The organism is Thalassococcus arenae (assembly GCF_019104745.1).
GTDB lineage: Bacteria > Pseudomonadota > Alphaproteobacteria > Rhodobacterales > Rhodobacteraceae > Thalassococcus_B > Thalassococcus_B arenae.
This window is the reverse complement of the sequence record NZ_JAHRWL010000001.1, coordinates 666,311-682,751: the sequence shown is the minus strand read 5'-3', so window position 1 is coordinate 682,751 and position 16,441 is coordinate 666,311. Positions and strand designations below refer to the sequence as shown.

The 16,441-nt window shown below is 65.8% G+C and carries 15 protein-coding genes; 9 read left to right on the top strand and 6 right to left on the bottom strand.

What is annotated here, in order from left to right:
• Positions 1–2 precede the first annotated feature (2 nt).
• Both dnaE and KUH32_RS03345 read left to right on the top strand, forming a co-directional pair.
• Positions 3–3,533: a DNA polymerase III subunit alpha gene (gene dnaE, locus KUH32_RS03350; protein WP_217776649.1), complete on the top strand. Its 3,531-nt coding sequence runs from the start codon at positions 3–5 to the stop codon at positions 3,531–3,533.
• Between the two features lie 65 nt (positions 3,534–3,598).
• A complete protein-coding gene (locus tag KUH32_RS03345; protein WP_217776648.1) occupies positions 3,599–4,543 on the top strand; it encodes a hypothetical protein in 945 nt (314 codons plus the stop codon).
• On the opposite strand, the gene KUH32_RS03340 is transcribed toward KUH32_RS03345, so the two are convergent.
• Positions 4,544–4,750: a SlyX family protein gene (locus KUH32_RS03340; protein ID WP_217776647.1), complete on the bottom strand. Its 207-nt coding sequence runs from the start codon at positions 4,748–4,750 to the stop codon at positions 4,544–4,546.
• Between the two features lie 166 nt (positions 4,751–4,916).
• Here KUH32_RS03340 and hisS point away from each other — a divergent pair, with 166 nt between their 5' ends.
• From hisS to hisG, 3 genes are read left to right on the top strand one after another with little or no spacing between them, the layout of a single operon-like run.
• Positions 4,917–6,389 (top strand): histidine--tRNA ligase, encoded by a 1,473-nt coding sequence (gene hisS, locus KUH32_RS03335; RefSeq protein WP_217776646.1) that lies wholly within the window; start codon positions 4,917–4,919, stop codon positions 6,387–6,389.
• Complete coding sequence (locus KUH32_RS03330; RefSeq protein WP_217776645.1) at positions 6,386–7,468, top strand: ATP phosphoribosyltransferase regulatory subunit; 1,083 nt, start codon at positions 6,386–6,388, stop codon at positions 7,466–7,468. Before hisS ends, KUH32_RS03330 begins: the two co-directional genes overlap by 4 nt.
• Complete coding sequence (hisG, locus tag KUH32_RS03325; protein WP_217776644.1) at positions 7,465–8,157, top strand: ATP phosphoribosyltransferase; 693 nt, start codon at positions 7,465–7,467, stop codon at positions 8,155–8,157. Before KUH32_RS03330 ends, hisG begins: the two co-directional genes overlap by 4 nt.
• Positions 8,158–8,160: 3 nt before the next feature.
• On the opposite strand, the gene KUH32_RS03320 is transcribed toward hisG, so the two are convergent.
• Both KUH32_RS03320 and yghU read right to left on the bottom strand, forming a co-directional pair.
• Entirely contained in the window at positions 8,161–9,480 is a 1,320-nt protein-coding gene (locus tag KUH32_RS03320) for an ABC1 kinase family protein (RefSeq protein ID WP_217776643.1), read from the bottom strand.
• 38 nt (positions 9,481–9,518) lie between these two features.
• Positions 9,519–10,376, bottom strand: a complete 858-nt coding sequence (yghU, locus tag KUH32_RS03315) for a glutathione-dependent disulfide-bond oxidoreductase (RefSeq protein ID WP_217776642.1) — start codon at positions 10,374–10,376, stop codon at positions 9,519–9,521.
• A 200-nt stretch (positions 10,377–10,576) separates the two neighbouring features.
• Between yghU and KUH32_RS03310 the strand changes: the two genes are divergently transcribed.
• Positions 10,577–11,479, top strand: a complete 903-nt coding sequence (locus tag KUH32_RS03310) for a hypothetical protein (RefSeq protein ID WP_217776641.1) — start codon at positions 10,577–10,579, stop codon at positions 11,477–11,479.
• A gap of 94 nt (positions 11,480–11,573) precedes the next feature.
• On the opposite strand, the gene KUH32_RS03305 is transcribed toward KUH32_RS03310, so the two are convergent.
• The gene (locus tag KUH32_RS03305; protein WP_217776640.1) at positions 11,574–12,005 is read right to left on the bottom strand and encodes a DUF1489 family protein; all 432 of its coding nucleotides are present in this window, start codon (positions 12,003–12,005) and stop codon (positions 11,574–11,576) included.
• Positions 12,006–12,115: 110 nt separating this feature from the next.
• Between KUH32_RS03305 and KUH32_RS03300 the strand changes: the two genes are divergently transcribed.
• Positions 12,116–14,398, top strand: coding sequence for an adenosylcobalamin-dependent ribonucleoside-diphosphate reductase (locus KUH32_RS03300; RefSeq protein ID WP_217776639.1), 2,283 nt, complete (start codon positions 12,116–12,118; stop codon positions 14,396–14,398).
• Positions 14,399–14,596: 198 nt separating this feature from the next.
• Positions 14,597–14,800, top strand: a complete 204-nt coding sequence (locus KUH32_RS03295; RefSeq protein WP_217776638.1) for a dodecin family protein — start codon at positions 14,597–14,599, stop codon at positions 14,798–14,800.
• Between the two features lie 75 nt (positions 14,801–14,875).
• On the opposite strand, the gene KUH32_RS03290 is transcribed toward KUH32_RS03295, so the two are convergent.
• A complete protein-coding gene (locus KUH32_RS03290) occupies positions 14,876–15,082 on the bottom strand; it encodes a cold-shock protein (protein ID WP_217776637.1) in 207 nt (68 codons plus the stop codon).
• Between the two features lie 479 nt (positions 15,083–15,561).
• Between KUH32_RS03290 and KUH32_RS03285 the strand changes: the two genes are divergently transcribed.
• Positions 15,562–16,035 carry a DUF2938 domain-containing protein gene (locus tag KUH32_RS03285; protein ID WP_217776636.1) on the top strand — a complete coding sequence of 158 codons (474 nt, stop codon included), beginning with the start codon at positions 15,562–15,564 and terminating at the stop codon, positions 16,033–16,035.
• 8 nt (positions 16,036–16,043) lie between these two features.
• Here KUH32_RS03285 and KUH32_RS03280 read toward each other — a convergent pair whose 3' ends face one another.
• Positions 16,044–16,250, bottom strand: coding sequence for a cold-shock protein (locus KUH32_RS03280; protein WP_217776635.1), 207 nt, complete (start codon positions 16,248–16,250; stop codon positions 16,044–16,046).
• Positions 16,251–16,441 lie beyond the last annotated feature (191 nt).

Below are 16,441 nucleotides of genomic sequence, written 5' to 3'. Positions count from 1 at the left end.
GCATGAGCAGCGATCCCCGATTCATCCACCTTCGCGTCCACACCGAGTATTCGCTGTTGGAAGGCGCGGTCCGGCTCAAGTCGCTGCCCGACCTGTGCCGGAAAGCAGATATGCCGGCGGTGGCGGTGACCGACACCAACAACCTGTTCGCGGCGCTGGAGTTTTCCGTCGCCTCCAGCGGCGCGGGCGTACAGCCGATCATCGGCTGCCAGATCGACCTGCGCCATGTCGAGCCCGAACCGGGTCAGCGGCCGCGCGACCCCGCGCCGGTCGTCCTGCTGGCCCAGAACGAGACCGGCTACGAGAATCTGATGAAGCTGAATTCGTGCCTGTACCTGCGGCGGGACGGCGCGTTGCCGCATGTGACGCTGGACGAATTGCAACGGCATGGCGACGGGCTGATCTGTCTCAGCGGCGGGCCCGAGGGGCCGGTGGGCATGTTGTTGCAGCAGGGGCAGGCCGCCGCGGCGCAGACCTTGCTGACCCGGCTGCACGGCATCTACCACGACCGGCTCTATGTCGAACTGCAGCGCCACCCGGGCGAGGATGGCAGCGCGCCCGAGGCCGAACGTCTGACCGAACGCGGCTTTGTCGAGATGGCCTATGAGATGGGGCTGCCGCTGGTCGCCACCAACGATGTCTATTTCCCGAAATCCGACATGTACGAGGCGCATGACGCGCTGATCTGCATCGCCGAGGGTGCCTATGTCGACCAGCAGGAACCGCGCCGCCGCCTGACGCCTCAGCACTATTTCAAGAGCCCGCAGGAAATGGCGGTGCTGTTCGCCGACCTGCCAGAGGCGCTGGAGAACACCGTCGAGATCGCGCGGCGCTGCGCCTTCATGGCCTACAAGCGCGATCCGATCCTGCCGCGCTTTGCCGAGAACGAGGTCGAGGAACTGCGCCGCCAGGCGAAGGAAGGGCTGGCGGAACGTCTGGCGGTGATCCCGCACGCGGCGCCGGTCGAAGAATACGAAAAGCGGCTGGAATTCGAGCTGGGCATCATCGTGGGGATGGGCTTTCCCGGCTATTTCCTGATCGTCGCCGACTTCATCAAATGGGCCAAGGATCAGGACATCCCGGTTGGGCCGGGGCGGGGGTCGGGCGCCGGCAGCCTGGTGGCCTATGCGCTGACCATCACCGACCTGGACCCGCTGCGCTATTCCCTGCTGTTCGAGCGCTTCCTGAATCCCGAGCGGGTCAGCATGCCCGATTTCGACATCGACTTCTGCATGGACCGCCGCGAAGAGGTGATCGGCTATGTCCAGCAGAAATACGGCCACGACCGGGTGGCGCAGATCATCACCTTCGGCGCGCTGCTGTCCAAGGCGGCGGTGCGTGATGTGGGCCGCGTCTTGCAGATGCCCTATGGCCAGGTCGACCGGTTGTCCAAGATGATCCCGGTCGAAGGGGTCAAGCCCGTCAGCATCGAAAAGGCGCTGGCCGACGAGCCGCGTCTGCGCGAAGAGGCCAGGGCCGAAGAGGTGGTGGACCGGTTGCTGACCTACGGCCAGCAGGTCGAAGGGCTGTTGCGCAACGCGTCGACCCATGCCGCCGGCGTTGTGATCGGCGACCGTCCGCTGGACGAGCTCGTACCGCTCTACCGCGATCCACGTTCGGAAATGCCGGCCACCCAGTTCAACATGAAATGGGTCGAGGCGGCGGGGCTGGTCAAGTTCGACTTTCTGGGTCTGAAGACCCTGACAGTGATCCAGAATGCCGTCGATCTGATCCTGAAGACCGGCCGCGCGCTGCACATCGCCGCCGACGGGACCGAGCTTTACGACCCTGCCCCGGGGGCCGAGAACCAGATCAACGCCATCCCGCTGGACGACGAGCGATCCTACAAGCTGTACGCGGCCGCCAGGACGGTCGCCGTGTTCCAGGTGGAAAGCTCGGGCATGATGGATGCGCTCAAGCGCATGAAGCCCACTTGCATCGAGGACATCGTTGCGCTGGTTGCCCTTTACCGGCCCGGTCCGATGGAGAACATCCCGACCTATTGCGAGGTCAAGAACGGCCTGCGCGAACGCGACAGCCTGCATCCCACGATCGATCACATCCTGGACGAAACCCAGGGCATCATCGTCTACCAGGAACAGGTGATGCAGATCGCGCAGGAGATGGCCGGCTACAGCCTTGGCGGGGCCGACCTGCTGCGCCGCGCCATGGGCAAGAAGATCCAGGAGGCGATGGACGCCGAACGCCCGAAATTCCTGGATGGCGCCGCCAAGAACGGCGTCGACAAGGACAAGGCGCTGGAGGTCTGGAACCTTCTCGACAAGTTCGCGAATTACGGCTTCAACAAATCGCATGCCGCGGCTTACGCAGTGGTCAGCTACCAGACCGCATGGCTCAAGGCCAATCACCCGGTCGAGTTCATGGCCGGCGTGATGAACTGCGACCTGCACCTGACCGACAAGCTGGCGGTCTATTTCGAAGAGGTGAAGAAGGGCCTGGGCCTGCCTTACGTGCCGCCCTGCGTGAACCGCAGCCAGGCGACCTTCGATGTGCATGACGGGCACCTGGTCTATGCCCTGGGCGCGCTCAAGAATGTCGGGGTCGAGGCGATGCGCCTGGTGGTCGAGGGGCGTCGCGCCGAAGGCGCGCAGGGCGAAAACGGCGACAAGCCCTTTGCCACGCTGTTCGACTTTGCCCGAAGGGTCGATCTGAAACGGATCGGCAAGCGGCCGCTCGAGATGATGGCGCGGGCCGGTGCCTTCGACGTGCTTGACGCGAACCGGCGTCGGGTGTTCGACAGCCTGGATGCCTTGGTGGCCTATTCCGCGGCGATCCACGACCAGAAATCGTCGAACCAGGTGTCCCTGTTCGGCGAGGCCGGCGATGACCTGCCCGAACCGCGCCTGTCGCCGGTGGCTGACTGGCTGCCCGCCGAACGGCTGAGCGAGGAATTCAAGGCGATCGGCTTTTACCTGTCCGGCCATCCGCTGGACGATTACATGGCGCCGTTGAAACGCGCCGGCGTGCTGACGCTGGACGAAGTGACGGCCAAGGCAGAGGCGGCGCCGCTGGTGGCCAAGCTGGCCGGTGTCGTCGCCGGCCGGCAGGAACGCAAATCGGCGCGCGGCAACCGCTTTGCCTTTTGCCAGCTTTCCGACACCACCGGCGCCTACGAGGTCACGCTGTTCTCGGACACGCTGGAAGAGGCGCGCGACCACCTCGAAACGGGTGCCAAGGTCGTGGTCACGGTCGAGGCGACGATGGAGGCCGACCAGCTCAAGCTGCTGGGCCGCGCGGTGCAACCGGTCGACACCGTGGCGGCTGGCGCCGGTGTCGCGGGCCTGCGCATTTTCGTCGAGACGCCCGAGGCCGTTCCGAATCTGGCTTCGGTGCTGGGCCGGGCGGCCGAGCAGATGCCCCGGACGGCGCGCGGACCGGTGCGGCTGTGCCTGAGCGATGCCGGCCTGCCCGGCGAGGTCGAGATCGACCTGCACCAGGAATTCCCTGTGACGCCCGAGATCCGCGGTGCCATCAAGTCGCTGCCCGGGGTGATGGCCGTCGAGGAGTTCTGAGCGCCGCTCGCTGGACGGCTTGTGGCGTAGCAGGTAAACCGGTTCGGGGCGACGGAGAGGGGATGATGCGCGGGATAGCGATCGGATTGCTGGTGCTGAGCCTTGCCGCGGGCTGCGGCGATGCGCTGGACGACGTGCCGAAACTGGCCGATCTCGACGTGCCCGAAAACGCGGCTCAGGCCGAAGCGCTGGCAGCGCCCGCCGGTGACGAAACCGCGATAGCCGATGCGCCTGCGCCGGCCATCGCCGAAGACGAGAAACCGCGCCGCGGGCTGTTGGGCTTTCTGCGTGCCCGCGCCGACGCCGCGCAATCGCCCGTGCAGCAGGACGACGCAGCGGTTCCGCAAGACGTGGCACCGGCAGGGTCCGCGATGGCTGAACCCGCCCCCGACGCCGAACCGGCCGTTCCCGCTGCAACGGAACCACGCCGCGGCGGCCTGTTTGCCGCGTTGCGCGGTGGAAACACGGCAGCCGACAGCACGACGCCGACGCGTGGCGCCCCGCCGCCCGGCGCGCCCGACTACGAGCAGGTCGGCCCCGGCGTGACGCTGCCCTACGGCCAGATCGCGCGGCTTTGCGGCACGCCGGTCAACCGGCTGGGACGCGAGGTGGGTCGTTATCCCGAACGCGGGCGCGGCTATGTTCTTTACGACACGGCTCCGGGCAGTACCGCTCCGCACACCTTTTTCGTGACCGGGTTCGACGATGGCTGCGCGCGCCAGTTCACCGCGGCTCTGGCGCTGTTCGGATCGCCCGAAATGCACGAACAGCTGCGCTACGGCGCGCCGTCCAAGACCCTTCCGGTTTCCGAGACCGATGCCGCCTACGAGACGATCAAGTCGCGCGTCTGCCGCGTTGGCGAGGGCAGACCCTGCGGCGCGCGCATGTCGACGCTGGCCCGCGACACGGCTTTCCTGAGCGTATACGAGCGGTTCGGCGACAACGTGCGCTGGAAGAACATCCTGCTGCACGACGGCAAGGTCGCGGCGCTGGACATCAAGTCCAAGTGATCAGTAATGCGGTGGCCGTTCGTCGCCCATCACCACACCGCCGGTGGCTTCGGCCTCGCGCGCGGCTTCGCGCTCCAACAGCATCCTGACCCGCGCCGTCAGGCGGTCGATCTCGCGGTCCTGGCGGGCGACGACCGAGGACAGGTCGTCGACGATCCGCAGCAGGTCGGCGAGGCGTTCTTCGAGCTGGGTCTGGCGGTCGGTCACGGCGGCGGAGAGTTCGATTGCAGAGGTGGAGGGGGCTTTCTGCCCCCGCTTGCCTGCGGCAAGCCCCCCGAGGATATTTCCAGCTAGGTGAAGCTGCAAGTCGGTCGCTTGCCCCGCCGCGGCGAAGCCGATAAACGGGCCGCGGATTTGCAGCCGAGGCGGACCGATGGCCAAAGACAAGAAGACCCCGCGCCCCAAGGCCCAGACGCCCAAGGGTTTCCGCGATTATTTCGGCGCCGAGGTGACCGAGCGCAGCGAAATGCTGCGCCAGATCGCCGGGGTTTATCACGCCTATGGTTTCGACGCCTTGGAAAGCGCCGCGGTCGAGACGGTCGAAGCCCTGGGAAAGTTCCTGCCCGATGTGGATCGCCCGAACGAGGGCGTCTTTGCCTGGGAGGATGACGACGAGGGCTGGCTGGCCTTGCGTTATGACCTGACGGCGCCGCTGGCGCGCGTTTACGCCCAGCACCGCAACGACCTGCCGCTGCCGTATCGCCGCTATGCGATGGGTCCGGTCTGGCGCAACGAAAAGCCCGGCCCGGGGCGGTTCCGGCAGTTCTATCAATGCGACGCGGATACCGTGGGCGCGGTGTCGGTCGCCGCGGATGCCGAGATCTGCGCCCTGCTGGCCGATTGCCTCGAGGTCGTGGGCATTCCGCGCGGCGATTACGTGGTGCGGGTCAACAACCGCAAGGTGCTGAACGGCGTGCTCGAGGTCATGGGCCTGAAGGACGACGAGCAGCGCGCCGCCGTGCTGCGCACCATCGACAAGTTCGACAAGGTGGGCGAGACGGGCGTGCGCGAATTGCTGGGCAAGGGACGGCTGGATGCGTCAGGCGCCTTTATCGAAGGGGTGGGTCTGAGCGATGCGCAGGCCGGACCGGTCGTCGCCTTCCTGACCTCCAAGGGCGCGACCTCTGCCGACACTCTCGCCAACCTGCGCGCTGCCATCGGCGGCTCTGCCATCGGCGCCGAGGGCGTGGCCGAACTGGAGCAGATCGCGGCGCTTCTCGATGCGCAGGGCTATGGCCCCGACCGGATCGAGATCGATCCCTCGGTCGTGCGCGGGTTGGGCTATTACACCGGCCCGGTCTTCGAGGCCGAGCTGACCTTCGAGATTCTCGACGACAAGGGGCGCAAGCGGCAGTTCGGCAGCGTCGCCGGCGGCGGGCGCTATGACGACCTGGTCAAGCGCTTTACCGGCCAGGCGGTGCCCGCGACCGGCGTATCCATCGGCGTCGACCGTCTGCTGGCGGCCTTGCGCGAAAAGGGCCGGATCGGCAGCGAAAGCCGGGGCCCGGTCGTCGTGACCGTGATGGACCGCGACCGGATGGCGGATTACCAGACCATGGTGGCCGAATTGCGTTCGGCCGGCATCCGCGCCGAGGTCTACCTGGGCAATCCCAAGAACTTCGGCAACCAGTTGAAATACGCCGACAAGCGGCAATCGCCGGTCGCGGTGATCGAGGGAGCGGACGAAAAGGCCAACGGCGTCGTGCAGATCAAGGACCTGATCCTGGGCGCGCAGATCGCCGAGAACGCCAGCCTCGAGGAATGGAAGGAGCGCCCCAGCCAGATCGAGGTGCCCCGTGCCGACCTGGTGGCGCAGGTGCGCGCGATGCTGGACAGCCAGGGATGAGCCTGGCCGCCGAACGCGCCGAGGCTGCGCGTCTGCGCGCCGCATTTCAGGCTGCGGGCGCGCAGCCGGTGGAATGCGCGGTTCTGCAACCGGCCGAGACGCTACTGGACCTCTATGGCGAGGATATCCGCGGACGCGCCTACATAACCGCCGACCCGGCCCGCGGCGAAGTCATGCTGCGCCCGGATTTCACCGTGCCCGTGGTGCAGGAACACATGCACAATGGCGCCGAGCCCGCGCGCTACACCTATTCCGGCACGGTGTTCCGCCGGCAGGATTCCTTTCCGGAGCGGGATTCGGAATTCGTGCAGGTCGGCTATGAGGTGTTCGACCGCACCGATCCCGAGGCCGCCGATGCCGAGGTCTTCGCGCTGTTCGCCGACACGCTGGACGGGCTGGGCCTGCGCCCGGTGACCGGCGATATCGGCATCCTGACCGCGGCGGTCGAGGGGTTGCGGACGACCGAGGCGCGCCGCGCGGCACTGCTGCGCCACATCTGGCGACCACGGCGTTTTCGGGCATTGCTCGACCGGTTCTCGGGCAAGACCCCGGTGCCGCCGACACGGGCCGCGCTGCTGGACGATCCCGACCCGATGGCCAAGGCAGGTCCGGTGATCGGGCTGCGCAGCCGGGCCGAGATCGCGGCGCGGATCGAAGTGCTGCGCGACGATGCCGCGCAACCGCCGCTATCGCGCGAAGAGGTCGTTCTGATCGAGGCACTGCTGAAGGTGGCCGAAACCTGCCCCTATGCTTTGGAACACCTGCGCGACATTGCCGTCGACATGCCATCGGTGGGAGCCGCGGTCGACCGGCTTGCGCGGCGATGCGAGGCGATGGCAGCGCGCGGCGTTGCCGTGGACCGTCTCGATTTCGAGGCCAGCTATGGCCGCACGTCGATGGAATATTACGACGGGTTCGTCTTTGGCTTCGTCAGCCCCGACAGACCGGACCTGCCGCCGGTCGCGACCGGCGGGCGCTACGACGCGCTGACCCTGCGGTTGGGCAACGGTGCCGCGATCCCGGCGGTGGGCGGCGTCATCCGGCCTGGCCTGGTCCTGACATTGCGAGGCGCGGCATGAGTGTGAAACTGGGCGTGCCGTCCAAGGGGCGGTTGATGGAGAAGACCTTCGACTGGTTTGCCGAGCGCGGTATCACGCTGGAACGCACCGGGTCGGAGCGCGAATACTCGGGCGCGGTCAATGGCATCGACAACATGGCGCTGGTGCTTTTGTCGGCGGGCGAGATCCCGCGCGAACTGGCCGCGGGGCGGATCCACCTTGGCGTGACCGGCACAGACCTGGTTCAGGAAAAGCTGGTGCAGTGGGATCAGAAGGTCGAACCGCTGGCCGAACTCGGCTTCGGTTTTGCCGACCTCATCGTTGCAGTGCCAAGCGCCTGGGTCGATGTCGACACGCTGGACGATCTTGACGCAGCGGCGGCGGCCTTTCGCGCCAGGCACGGCTTTCGGATGCGCATAGCCACCAAGTATCACCGGCTTGTGCGCGCCTATCTGCGCCGGGGGGGCGTGGCGGATTACCAGCTTGTCGACAGCCAGGGCGCGACAGAAGGCACCATCCGAAACCGCACTGCCGAGGCGATCGCCGACATCACCTCGACCGGCGAGACGCTGCGCGCCAATCATCTCAAGATTCTGTCCGAAGAACCGGTGCTGCGCAGTCAGGCGACCTTGTTCCGCAGCCGCAGTGCCGCGATGACCGACCAGGACCGCATGACCATGGCCGAACTGACGACCCGGCTGGCCGTCTGAGCGTCAGCGAATGCGCGCGGTCACCAGATCGCGCACCGGCACCCGGGCGCGCAACCGCGTGGCCAGCAGGACCAGCCCCGCGATCTTGCGCTGAAGGTAGATCGCGTCGAAAGGCGGGATTTCGCGGAATGCCTCGTCCGTGCCCAGCCGCATGCCTTCGCGCCGCAAGGCCGCAAGCACCGAGGTATCGCCGAAGTCATGTCCGCTTTCGGCCAGCACCGGCTGCGCGAGGTCGGTCATCGCCATGATGATGTCCTGCTGTCGCGGCGGGGTGGCCTCCGAGAAATAGCCGATGGCGATCAAGCCCGCGCGTAGGCGGTCGCGGTCGCCGGCCAGCGCAGCGGTCAGAAGGTCATGGAACCGCGCGACCAGAGGTTCGGGAATGTCGCGTGTTGCGCCGAAATCCAGCAAGACGATCCGCCCGGTTTCCGACTGGTATCGGTAATTCGCGAAATTCGGATCGGTCTGGACCCGGCGCCAGCCGAACAGCTCTTGCAGGAACAGCGCCACCAGGCGCGACATGGTTCTATCGCGGTCATCCTGTGGAGCGGTTTCGAGTGTGTCGATGGGCGTGCTTTCGACGAAGTCCATCGCCAGGATGTCATCGGTCGATAGGTCGTCATGCGGACGCGGCACGATGAAGTCCGTCGAACCTTTGAGCTGTTCAGCGAAGAATGCCAGTTGACGCGCCTCGCGGCGGTAGTCGGCCTCTTCGTGCAATTGCCGCCGCGCTTCGTCCAGCAGCGGGGCGAGATCGATATCGCGCGGCAACAGGCCGGACAGGCGCAACAGCGTGCCGACGTTGCGGATGTCGGAGTCGATCGCGGCCCGGACACCGGGATACTGGATCTTCAGCGCCAGCTCCCGACCGTCCTGCGCCACCGCCCGGTGGACCTGCCCGATCGAAGCGGCGGCCACGGGACGCACGTCGAAGCGCTTGAACCGCTTGAGGAAATCCGGCCCATAGTTACGGATCAGCACCTGCTTGAGCTGCGCGGGCGGCATGTAGTGGGCGTCGGCGCGCAGATGGGCCAGAACGCGGGCCAGTTCCTCGGGCAGGAAATCGCCCGCCTCCATCGACAGCAGTTGTCCCAGTTTCATCGCCGCGCCGCGCATCTGCGCCAGCTGTTCGGTGATGCGGTGGGCGTTGCCGGGCGTCAGCAGCAGATCGCGCGCGCGGGGGCGCTGGCCGCTGGCCAACGCGCGGGTGCCGTTCACCGCCATCGATCCAAGAACGGACGTCGTCAGTCCGCCCATCCGCGCCGCGCGCGACAGACGGCCGGCGGGAACGGACAGGCCGCGGGCTTGGTAGATCTTGCTCATGACCCGCGATCTAGCGGGGGCCCGGGCCGCGACCAGTGTCAGCCGATCTTGTCCTGTGTCCGTGTCTCGAAATCCGATGCATCGTGGCGTTCGCGCAGCTGTTCGTGCGGCTCGCCCGAAGTGCGGTTGACCATTCGCCCGCGTTGCACGGCGGGTCGCGCCAGGATCTCGTCGGCCCATCGGATCACGTTCTTGTAGATCCCGACATCGAGGAATTCGCCCGCATCATAGCTTTCGCCATGCACGGTGCGGCCATACCAGGGCCAGATCGCGATATCGGCGATGGTATAGTCATCGCCGGTCATGAACCGGTGATCGGCCAGGTGCCGGTCCAGCACGTCCAGCTGGCGCTTGACCTCCATCGCGAAGCGGTTGATCGGATATTCCATCTTGTAGGGCGCGTAGGCGTAGAAATGGCCAAAGCCGCCGCCAAGATAAGGTGCGCTGCCCATCTGCCAGAACAGCCAGGACAGCATCTCGGGCCGGTCCTGCGGCTGGCCGAGAAACGCACCGAACTTTTCGGCCAGGTAAAGCAGGATCGCGCCGGATTCGAAGATGCGCACCGGTTTGTCGCCGGATCGGTCGACCATGGCGGGGATCTTGGAATTGGGGTTGATCTCGACGAAACCCGATCCGAACTGATCGCCGTCGCCGATCTTGATCAGCCAGGCGTCGTATTCCGCACCGGCGTGCCCGAGCGCCAGAAGCTCTTCCAACAGGATGGTCACCTTGACGCCGTTCGGCGTGCCCATCGAATACAGCTGCAATGGGTGTTTTCCGACCGGCAGTGTCTTGTCATGGGTCGGTCCGGCGATGGGCCGGTTGATGCTGGCAAAGGTGCCGCCGCTTTCGGTTTCCCATTTCCAGACTTTGGGCGGCACGTATTCTTGGGGCATGGCGGCATCCTCTTGCTTGTCCGGTTCACCCTAGCGGTCTTGCCGGGGATTGCCAGCGCAGGTCGTCGTCGGTGGAACGGACCCATGTCCGGCGGTGTCGTCACCCCGAATTCCCGGCTTCGCGACGAAATCCCTATTGCGGGCCTGACGCCAAGGTGCGACAAGTGAACCACAATAAAAACTCTGTTTACGAGGCAGTTATGAGCAAACATGCGGTCGCCCTTGTGGCGGGTATTGCCGTGGCAACACCGGCCTTGGCACAAAATCTCGACTATTCGACGGCTGTCGGTCTTTCCTACACGTCATTCAACGCCGAGGGCGAAAATGCGGACGGGATTTCGCTGTTCAGCGAAACCGAACTGCGGTTCGGCCAGTTCTCTGCGGATTTCGATCTTGGTTTCGACACCCTGAAAGATGATGGCGCCGAATTGCGCAATTTCTCGATGGCGCTGGCGCCCCGGTATTGGGTCACCGACACGATCGGTCTGGGTGTCTACGTCGCGCGCGACTCGATCGATGCCGACGTCGGGGATATCGTCAACCTGGACAGCTACGGCATCGAGGCGACGTTCCGCAACGCGGTGTTCGAAGGCAACCTGTTCGTCGGACAGACCGATCTTGACGAGCTGTCCGGCATCGTCGACGTGACCGATCTTGGGTTCCGGGTCCGCGCGGATCTGGGCGACCAGGCCAGCCTCTGGGGCAGCGGCGTAAGGTCCACCTTCGAAGCCGGCGGCGACAGCCTTCATGCGTCGAGCTTTGGGGTCGGTGCCGATTTCGCCTTTACCGACACGGTCAGCGGCTTTGTCAGCTACCGGCAGTCATCGGTGGACGACGCCGATATCTCGCTCGACACAACCGGGTTCGGCCTGTCCTACACCGCTACCGTCGGCTCGCGACCGGTCGTGTTCAGCGGCGAATACGCCAAGGTTTCGGGCGATGACCTGGTGACCGGGCTGGAAGGCGAACGGCTGTCCATCGGCGCGACGCTCTTGCTGGGCGATGCACGGCGCAAGCGTACGCCGGGCCACACGGTGTCGAGTTCGGTGCTCAACGGCGAGCGCAGCGCGCTGAGCGGACTGCTGGGCGGCGTCGGGTTCTGACGATCCCGTGCAACAACGGTGCGTCCGGTCCGGGCGCACCGAAGCGGTTCGAGCAGTCCCGCTTTCACGACAGTTCCGCCGCACGGCACATGCCTCAGAGCACGCCGATCTCGGCCAACCGGCCGGCAAGGTCGGCGGGCAGCGCATCTTCGTCCTGGCGATGTTCGGGCAGGTCCGGCGGAGCGTCCGACGGGGCCAGATAGCGCCAGCCCTGAAACGGGCGTTTCGGTGCGGTGGCGGTGCGGACGATCTCGGGGTCCAGAACGATGGCGCAACGTTCGATCCCGTCATGGCCGGTGACACGGTCCAATCGCAGCACCCGCATCCGGCACTGCACCAGACCCTTGATGACCCAGAAGATCGATCCGCCGTTCAGCAGTTCGGCCTCGCGCCGGGGCCACATGCGGGTGACGTGGCGCGGCAGGCCGTCCGGCCCCTTGGCGGCCCGGCTGGCATACCACGCCCCCAGGCTTTCCACGCTGTCGCTGCCGACGCTGAGCTTGATGAGATGGGTGAACTTATCCACAGATTCTTCCCCAGGACACGCAGAATATGGTATAGCTTTACGTCTCGTCTTCAACCTGTTGCGGTTTAGATGTAGCTTTCTCGTCTGCCTGCCTTGGAGAATCGCTTGCCATGACCCGCTTTGCCGCCCCCATCGCCGAACAGATATGGGACATGAAGTATCGACTCAAGGATGCCGGGGGCACGGCCATCGATCTGACCGTCGAAGACACCTGGCGGCGGATTGCCCGGTCGCTGGCCGCGGTCGAGGACGATCCCAAGCTGTGGGAAGACCGGTTCTATGCGGCGCTGGAGGATTTCAAGTACCTGCCCGCCGGACGGATCACCGCGGGCGCCGGCACCGGGCGGGCGGTGACGCTGTTCAACTGTTTCGTCATGGGCACGATCCCCGACGACATGGGCGGCATCTTCGACATGCTGAAAGAGGCCGCGCTGACCATGCAGCAGGGCGGCGGGATCGGTTACGATTTCAGCACCATCCGGCCCAAGGGTGCGCCGGTGGCCGGCGTCGCGGCGGATGCGTCGGGGCCGCTGTCCTTCATGGATGTCTGGGATGCGATGTGCCGGACGATCATGTCGGCGGGGTCGCGCCGGGGTGCGATGATGGCGACGATGCGCTGCGATCACCCCGATATCGAGGCCTTCATCGCCGCCAAGTCCGACAGCGCGCGGTTGCGGATGTTCAACCTGTCGGTGCTGGTCACCGATGCCTTCATGGAGGCGGTCAAGGCCGACGGGCCGTGGGAACTGACCTTCGGCGATCGGGTCTATCACACCGTGCAGGCGCGCGATCTGTGGAACAAGATCATGCGCGCGACCTACGACTACGCCGAGCCGGGCGTGATCTTCATCGATCGGATCAATGCCGAGAACAACCTGAGCTATTGCGAGACGATCAGCGCCACCAATCCCTGCGGCGAACAGCCCCTGCCGCCCTACGGCGCCTGCCTGCTGGGCTCGATCAACCTGGCGCGGCTGGTGACGCGGCCTTTCGAGGACGGTGCGGACATCGACAGCGACGCGTTGGACGACCTGGTCGCGACCGCAGTGCGGATGATGGACAACGTGGTGGATTCGTCGAAATTCCCGTTGCCTCAACAGCTTGAGGAAGCGCGCAACAAGCGCCGGATCGGGCTGGGGGTGACCGGGCTGGCCGATGCGCTGCTGATGGTGGGTCTGCGCTATGGATCCCAGGAGGCGGCGCGACAGACCTCGGACTGGTTGAGGCGGATCGCCCGCGCCGCGTACATGGCGTCGGTGCAACTGGCCACCGAGAAAGGCGCCTTTCCGCTTTTCGACGCCGACAGGTTCCTGGCCAGCGGCGCGATGATGCGGATGGATGAGGACGTGCGCGCCGCGATCCGCAAGCATGGCATCCGCAACGCGCTGCTGACCTCGATCGCGCCGACGGGAACGATCTCGCTCTATGCCGGGAACGTGTCTTCGGGGATCGAGCCGGTTTTCGCCTATGCCTATACCCGCAAGGTGCTGCAAAAGGACGGCACACGGACCGAGGAAGAAGTGGTCGATTACGCCGTGCAGATGTGGCGCGACCTGAAGGGCGATGCGCCGCTGCCCGACCATTTCGTCAACGCCCAGACGCTGGCTCCGCTGGACCATGTGCGGATGCAGGCCGCCGCGCAGGAATGGGTGGATTCGTCGATTTCCAAGACCATCAACTGCCCCGAGGATATCGGGTTCGAAGCGTTCAAGGACGTCTACATGGCGGCCTACGAGTCGGGCTGCAAGGGCTGCACCACCTACCGGCCGAACGACGTAACGGGATCGGTGCTGAGCGTGGCGGAGGAGAAGCCCCCGGCCGAGGCCCCCGAGCAGGTCCGGGGCGGCGACGGCGAAGGTGCCGAAGTGGTCTACATGTCCGAACCGCTGGACCGGCCGCAGGCGCTGGAGGGGCAGACCTACAAGCTGAAATGGCCCGACAGCGAGCATGCCATCTATCTGACGATCAACGATATTATCGTGGGTGGGCATCGGCGGCCCTTCGAGGTTTTCATCAACTCGAAGAACATGGAGCACTACGCCTGGACGGTGGCGCTGACGCGGATGATCTCGGCGGTGTTCCGGCGCGGCGGCGACGTGTCCTTTGTCGTCGAGGAACTGAAGGCGGTGTTCGATCCGCGCGGCGGCGCCTGGGTCAAGGGCAAGTACATCCCGTCGATCCTGGCCGCGATCGGCGGCGTGATCGAGCGGCACATGGTGGCGATCGGGTTCCTCGAAGGCGAGGGGATGGGGCTGAAATCAGACCCGCAGGCGCAGGTGGTGAACCTGGACCTGCCGCGTGGCAGGCCCTGTCCGTCCTGCGGCCAGTACGAGATGCGCATGGTCGAGGGTTGCATGACCTGCGCATCCTGCGGTCATTCCAAATGCGGCTGAGGGCCGGTACGCGAAACGGTCGGTAGGGTCAGCGCTTGCGCAGCCTGTCGGCGCGCCGTGGCCGGATGGGCGCGGGACGGCGTATCGCATTCCCCGCTGCGACACCCGGCGGATCTGTGCGCACCCATGCGGGATCGGCGCGGATGGTGTAGGCTGGTGGCCTGACTGCCCTGAACCCCGTCCGAAAAGGAGAAAACCATGACCGTCGCCCGTGTGACAGAAATCATCGCCTCGTCCGCGACAAGCTTTGAAGATGCCGTGGCAACCGGCGTCGACCGGGCCTGCCAGACGCTGAAGAACGTCCAGGGCGCCTGGGTGCAGGATCAGAAGGTGTTGGTGGAGAATGGCAAGGTCGTCGAGTACCGGGTCAATCTGAAGGTGACCTTCGTTCTCGCAGACTAGGCTTTCCAAAACGCAAACGGCCGGGGCGCTGCTGCGACCCCGGCCATTTTTTCGTTCCAGATCAGAGACTTGCGCTTAGGCGAGCTTGATGTCCACGGCGCTTTCGCGGCCGTCACGGCCGGCCTGCAGCTCGAACGTGACTTTCTGGTTGTCCTTGAGGCCGGTCAGGCCCGAACGTTCCACGGCGGAAATGTGGACGAAGATGTCCTTGCCGCCGCCATCGGGCGCGATGAAGCCGTAGCCTTTGGTGGTGTTGAACCATTTGACGGTGCCAGTGGCCATCCGTTTTCTCCTGTCTTTTCAATGCCGTGTGCGGTGTGCAACGGCCCGGCGCCGGTCAGAGCAGTATCGGTTGCTCTGTCGCCGGAAGAGGCAGACAGGGTAGGCGATAGTGGTAACTCAAGCAGGCCGCGATATGCCATGACGCGTGAGTCGGAGCAAGAAAAATTGCCGCGAGACGAACGCGGCGCGCGGAACATCAACCGCCATCGGCAGGGTCTTGCCGGCTGAGCGATCCGTCCGATTCCACCCGGATTCGGGACGGATTGCCGGGCGGGGTGCGGGCGGCCGAGGCGGCGCGCCGGACCGATCCGTCCGATTCGGCGCGGTTTCGGGACGGATCGGTGCCGCGTGGCCGGGGGCGTGTGGCACGCCGGGACAAAAGGGTTAATCGGGCGGGTTTGCCGCAGGGGGCACGGGTCGCAGCGCGATCTTGCTCTGCGCGCCGGTCCGGGTCAGGCTGGCGCGAAACGGAGGGCACGATGGGTTTGATCGGGGCGGGGCTGGTCATCGGCATCGGCGGAACGGTGGCGATGGATCTTTGGGCCTGGCTGCTGGCGCGGCTGGCCGGCGTGCCGATGCCGAACTGGGGCCGGGTCGGGCGCTGGGTGGCGCAACTGCCGCGGGGCCGGGTGTTTCACACCGATATCGGCGCGGTGGCGCCGGTTTCGGGCGAAACGGCCCTGGGCTGGGTGTTCCACTATGCGGTGGGCGCGGTCTATGGCGTGATCTTTGCGCTGATCGCCGGGCCGGGCTGGTTCGCCGCGCCGAGTTTTCTGCCGGTGTGGATCTTTGCGCTGGTGGTGATCGCCGGCGGCTGGTTCCTGCTGCATCCCGGCATGGGACTGGGCTGGGCCCTGTCAAAAACGGAAGCGCCCGCAAAGGGGCGCTTCTTGGGGCTTGTCGCCCATACGGTCTTTGGCCTGGGCATGTATGCCGCGGCGCTGACCCTCTGAGCCGTGGCTCAGACCAGTTCGAGGTTGTCGGCGCTTTCGCGGCCGTCACGGCCGGACTGCAGGTCGAACTTGATCTTCTGGTTGTCGGCGAGGCCGGTCAGGCCGGCGCGCTCGACAGCAGAGATGTGCACGAACACGTCCTTGCCGCCCGAGTCGGGCTGGATGAAGCCGAAGCCTTTGGTGGTGTTGAACCATTTCACGGTGCCAGTGGCCATCGTGTGTCTCCTAGAATGTCGCCGCACGCGGAAGTGCTGCGGCCCGGCATAGTCAGAGCAAAATCGAAGCGCTGTAGCCGGTTAGGGAGACAGGTAGGCGATAGTGGTAACGTAGCGAGGGTGCGTATGACAGGTTGACGGCGCGAGGGCAAGGGGAAAGGCGAGGGGGGCGGGGCGTCGGGCGGGGTTCA

Bases quoted from the DNA above. Each gene is read 5' to 3' on its own strand.
- KUH32_RS03310 (WP_217776641.1), top strand. From the start codon at position 10,577: ATGAGCAAACATGCGGTCGCCCTTGTGGCGGGTATTGCCGTGGCAACA.
- dnaE (WP_217776649.1), top strand. From the start codon at position 3: ATGAGCAGCGATCCCCGATTCATCCACCTTCGCGTCCACACCGAGTAT.
- hisS (WP_217776646.1), top strand. From the start codon at position 4,917: ATGGCCAAAGACAAGAAGACCCCGCGCCCCAAGGCCCAGACGCCCAAG.
- KUH32_RS03295 (WP_217776638.1), top strand. From the start codon at position 14,597: ATGACCGTCGCCCGTGTGACAGAAATCATCGCCTCGTCCGCGACAAGC.
- KUH32_RS03285 (WP_217776636.1), top strand. From the start codon at position 15,562: ATGGGTTTGATCGGGGCGGGGCTGGTCATCGGCATCGGCGGAACGGTG.
- KUH32_RS03280 (WP_217776635.1), bottom strand. From the start codon at position 16,250: ATGGCCACTGGCACCGTGAAATGGTTCAACACCACCAAAGGCTTCGGC.
- KUH32_RS03290 (WP_217776637.1), bottom strand. From the start codon at position 15,082: ATGGCCACTGGCACCGTCAAATGGTTCAACACCACCAAAGGCTACGGC.
- KUH32_RS03300 (WP_217776639.1), top strand. From the start codon at position 12,116: ATGACCCGCTTTGCCGCCCCCATCGCCGAACAGATATGGGACATGAAG.
- hisG (WP_217776644.1), top strand. From the start codon at position 7,465: ATGAGTGTGAAACTGGGCGTGCCGTCCAAGGGGCGGTTGATGGAGAAG.
- yghU (WP_217776642.1), bottom strand. From the start codon at position 10,376: ATGCCCCAAGAATACGTGCCGCCCAAAGTCTGGAAATGGGAAACCGAA.
- KUH32_RS03330 (WP_217776645.1), top strand. From the start codon at position 6,386: ATGAGCCTGGCCGCCGAACGCGCCGAGGCTGCGCGTCTGCGCGCCGCA.
- KUH32_RS03320 (WP_217776643.1), bottom strand. From the start codon at position 9,480: ATGAGCAAGATCTACCAAGCCCGCGGCCTGTCCGTTCCCGCCGGCCGT.
- KUH32_RS03345 (WP_217776648.1), top strand. From the start codon at position 3,599: ATGCGCGGGATAGCGATCGGATTGCTGGTGCTGAGCCTTGCCGCGGGC.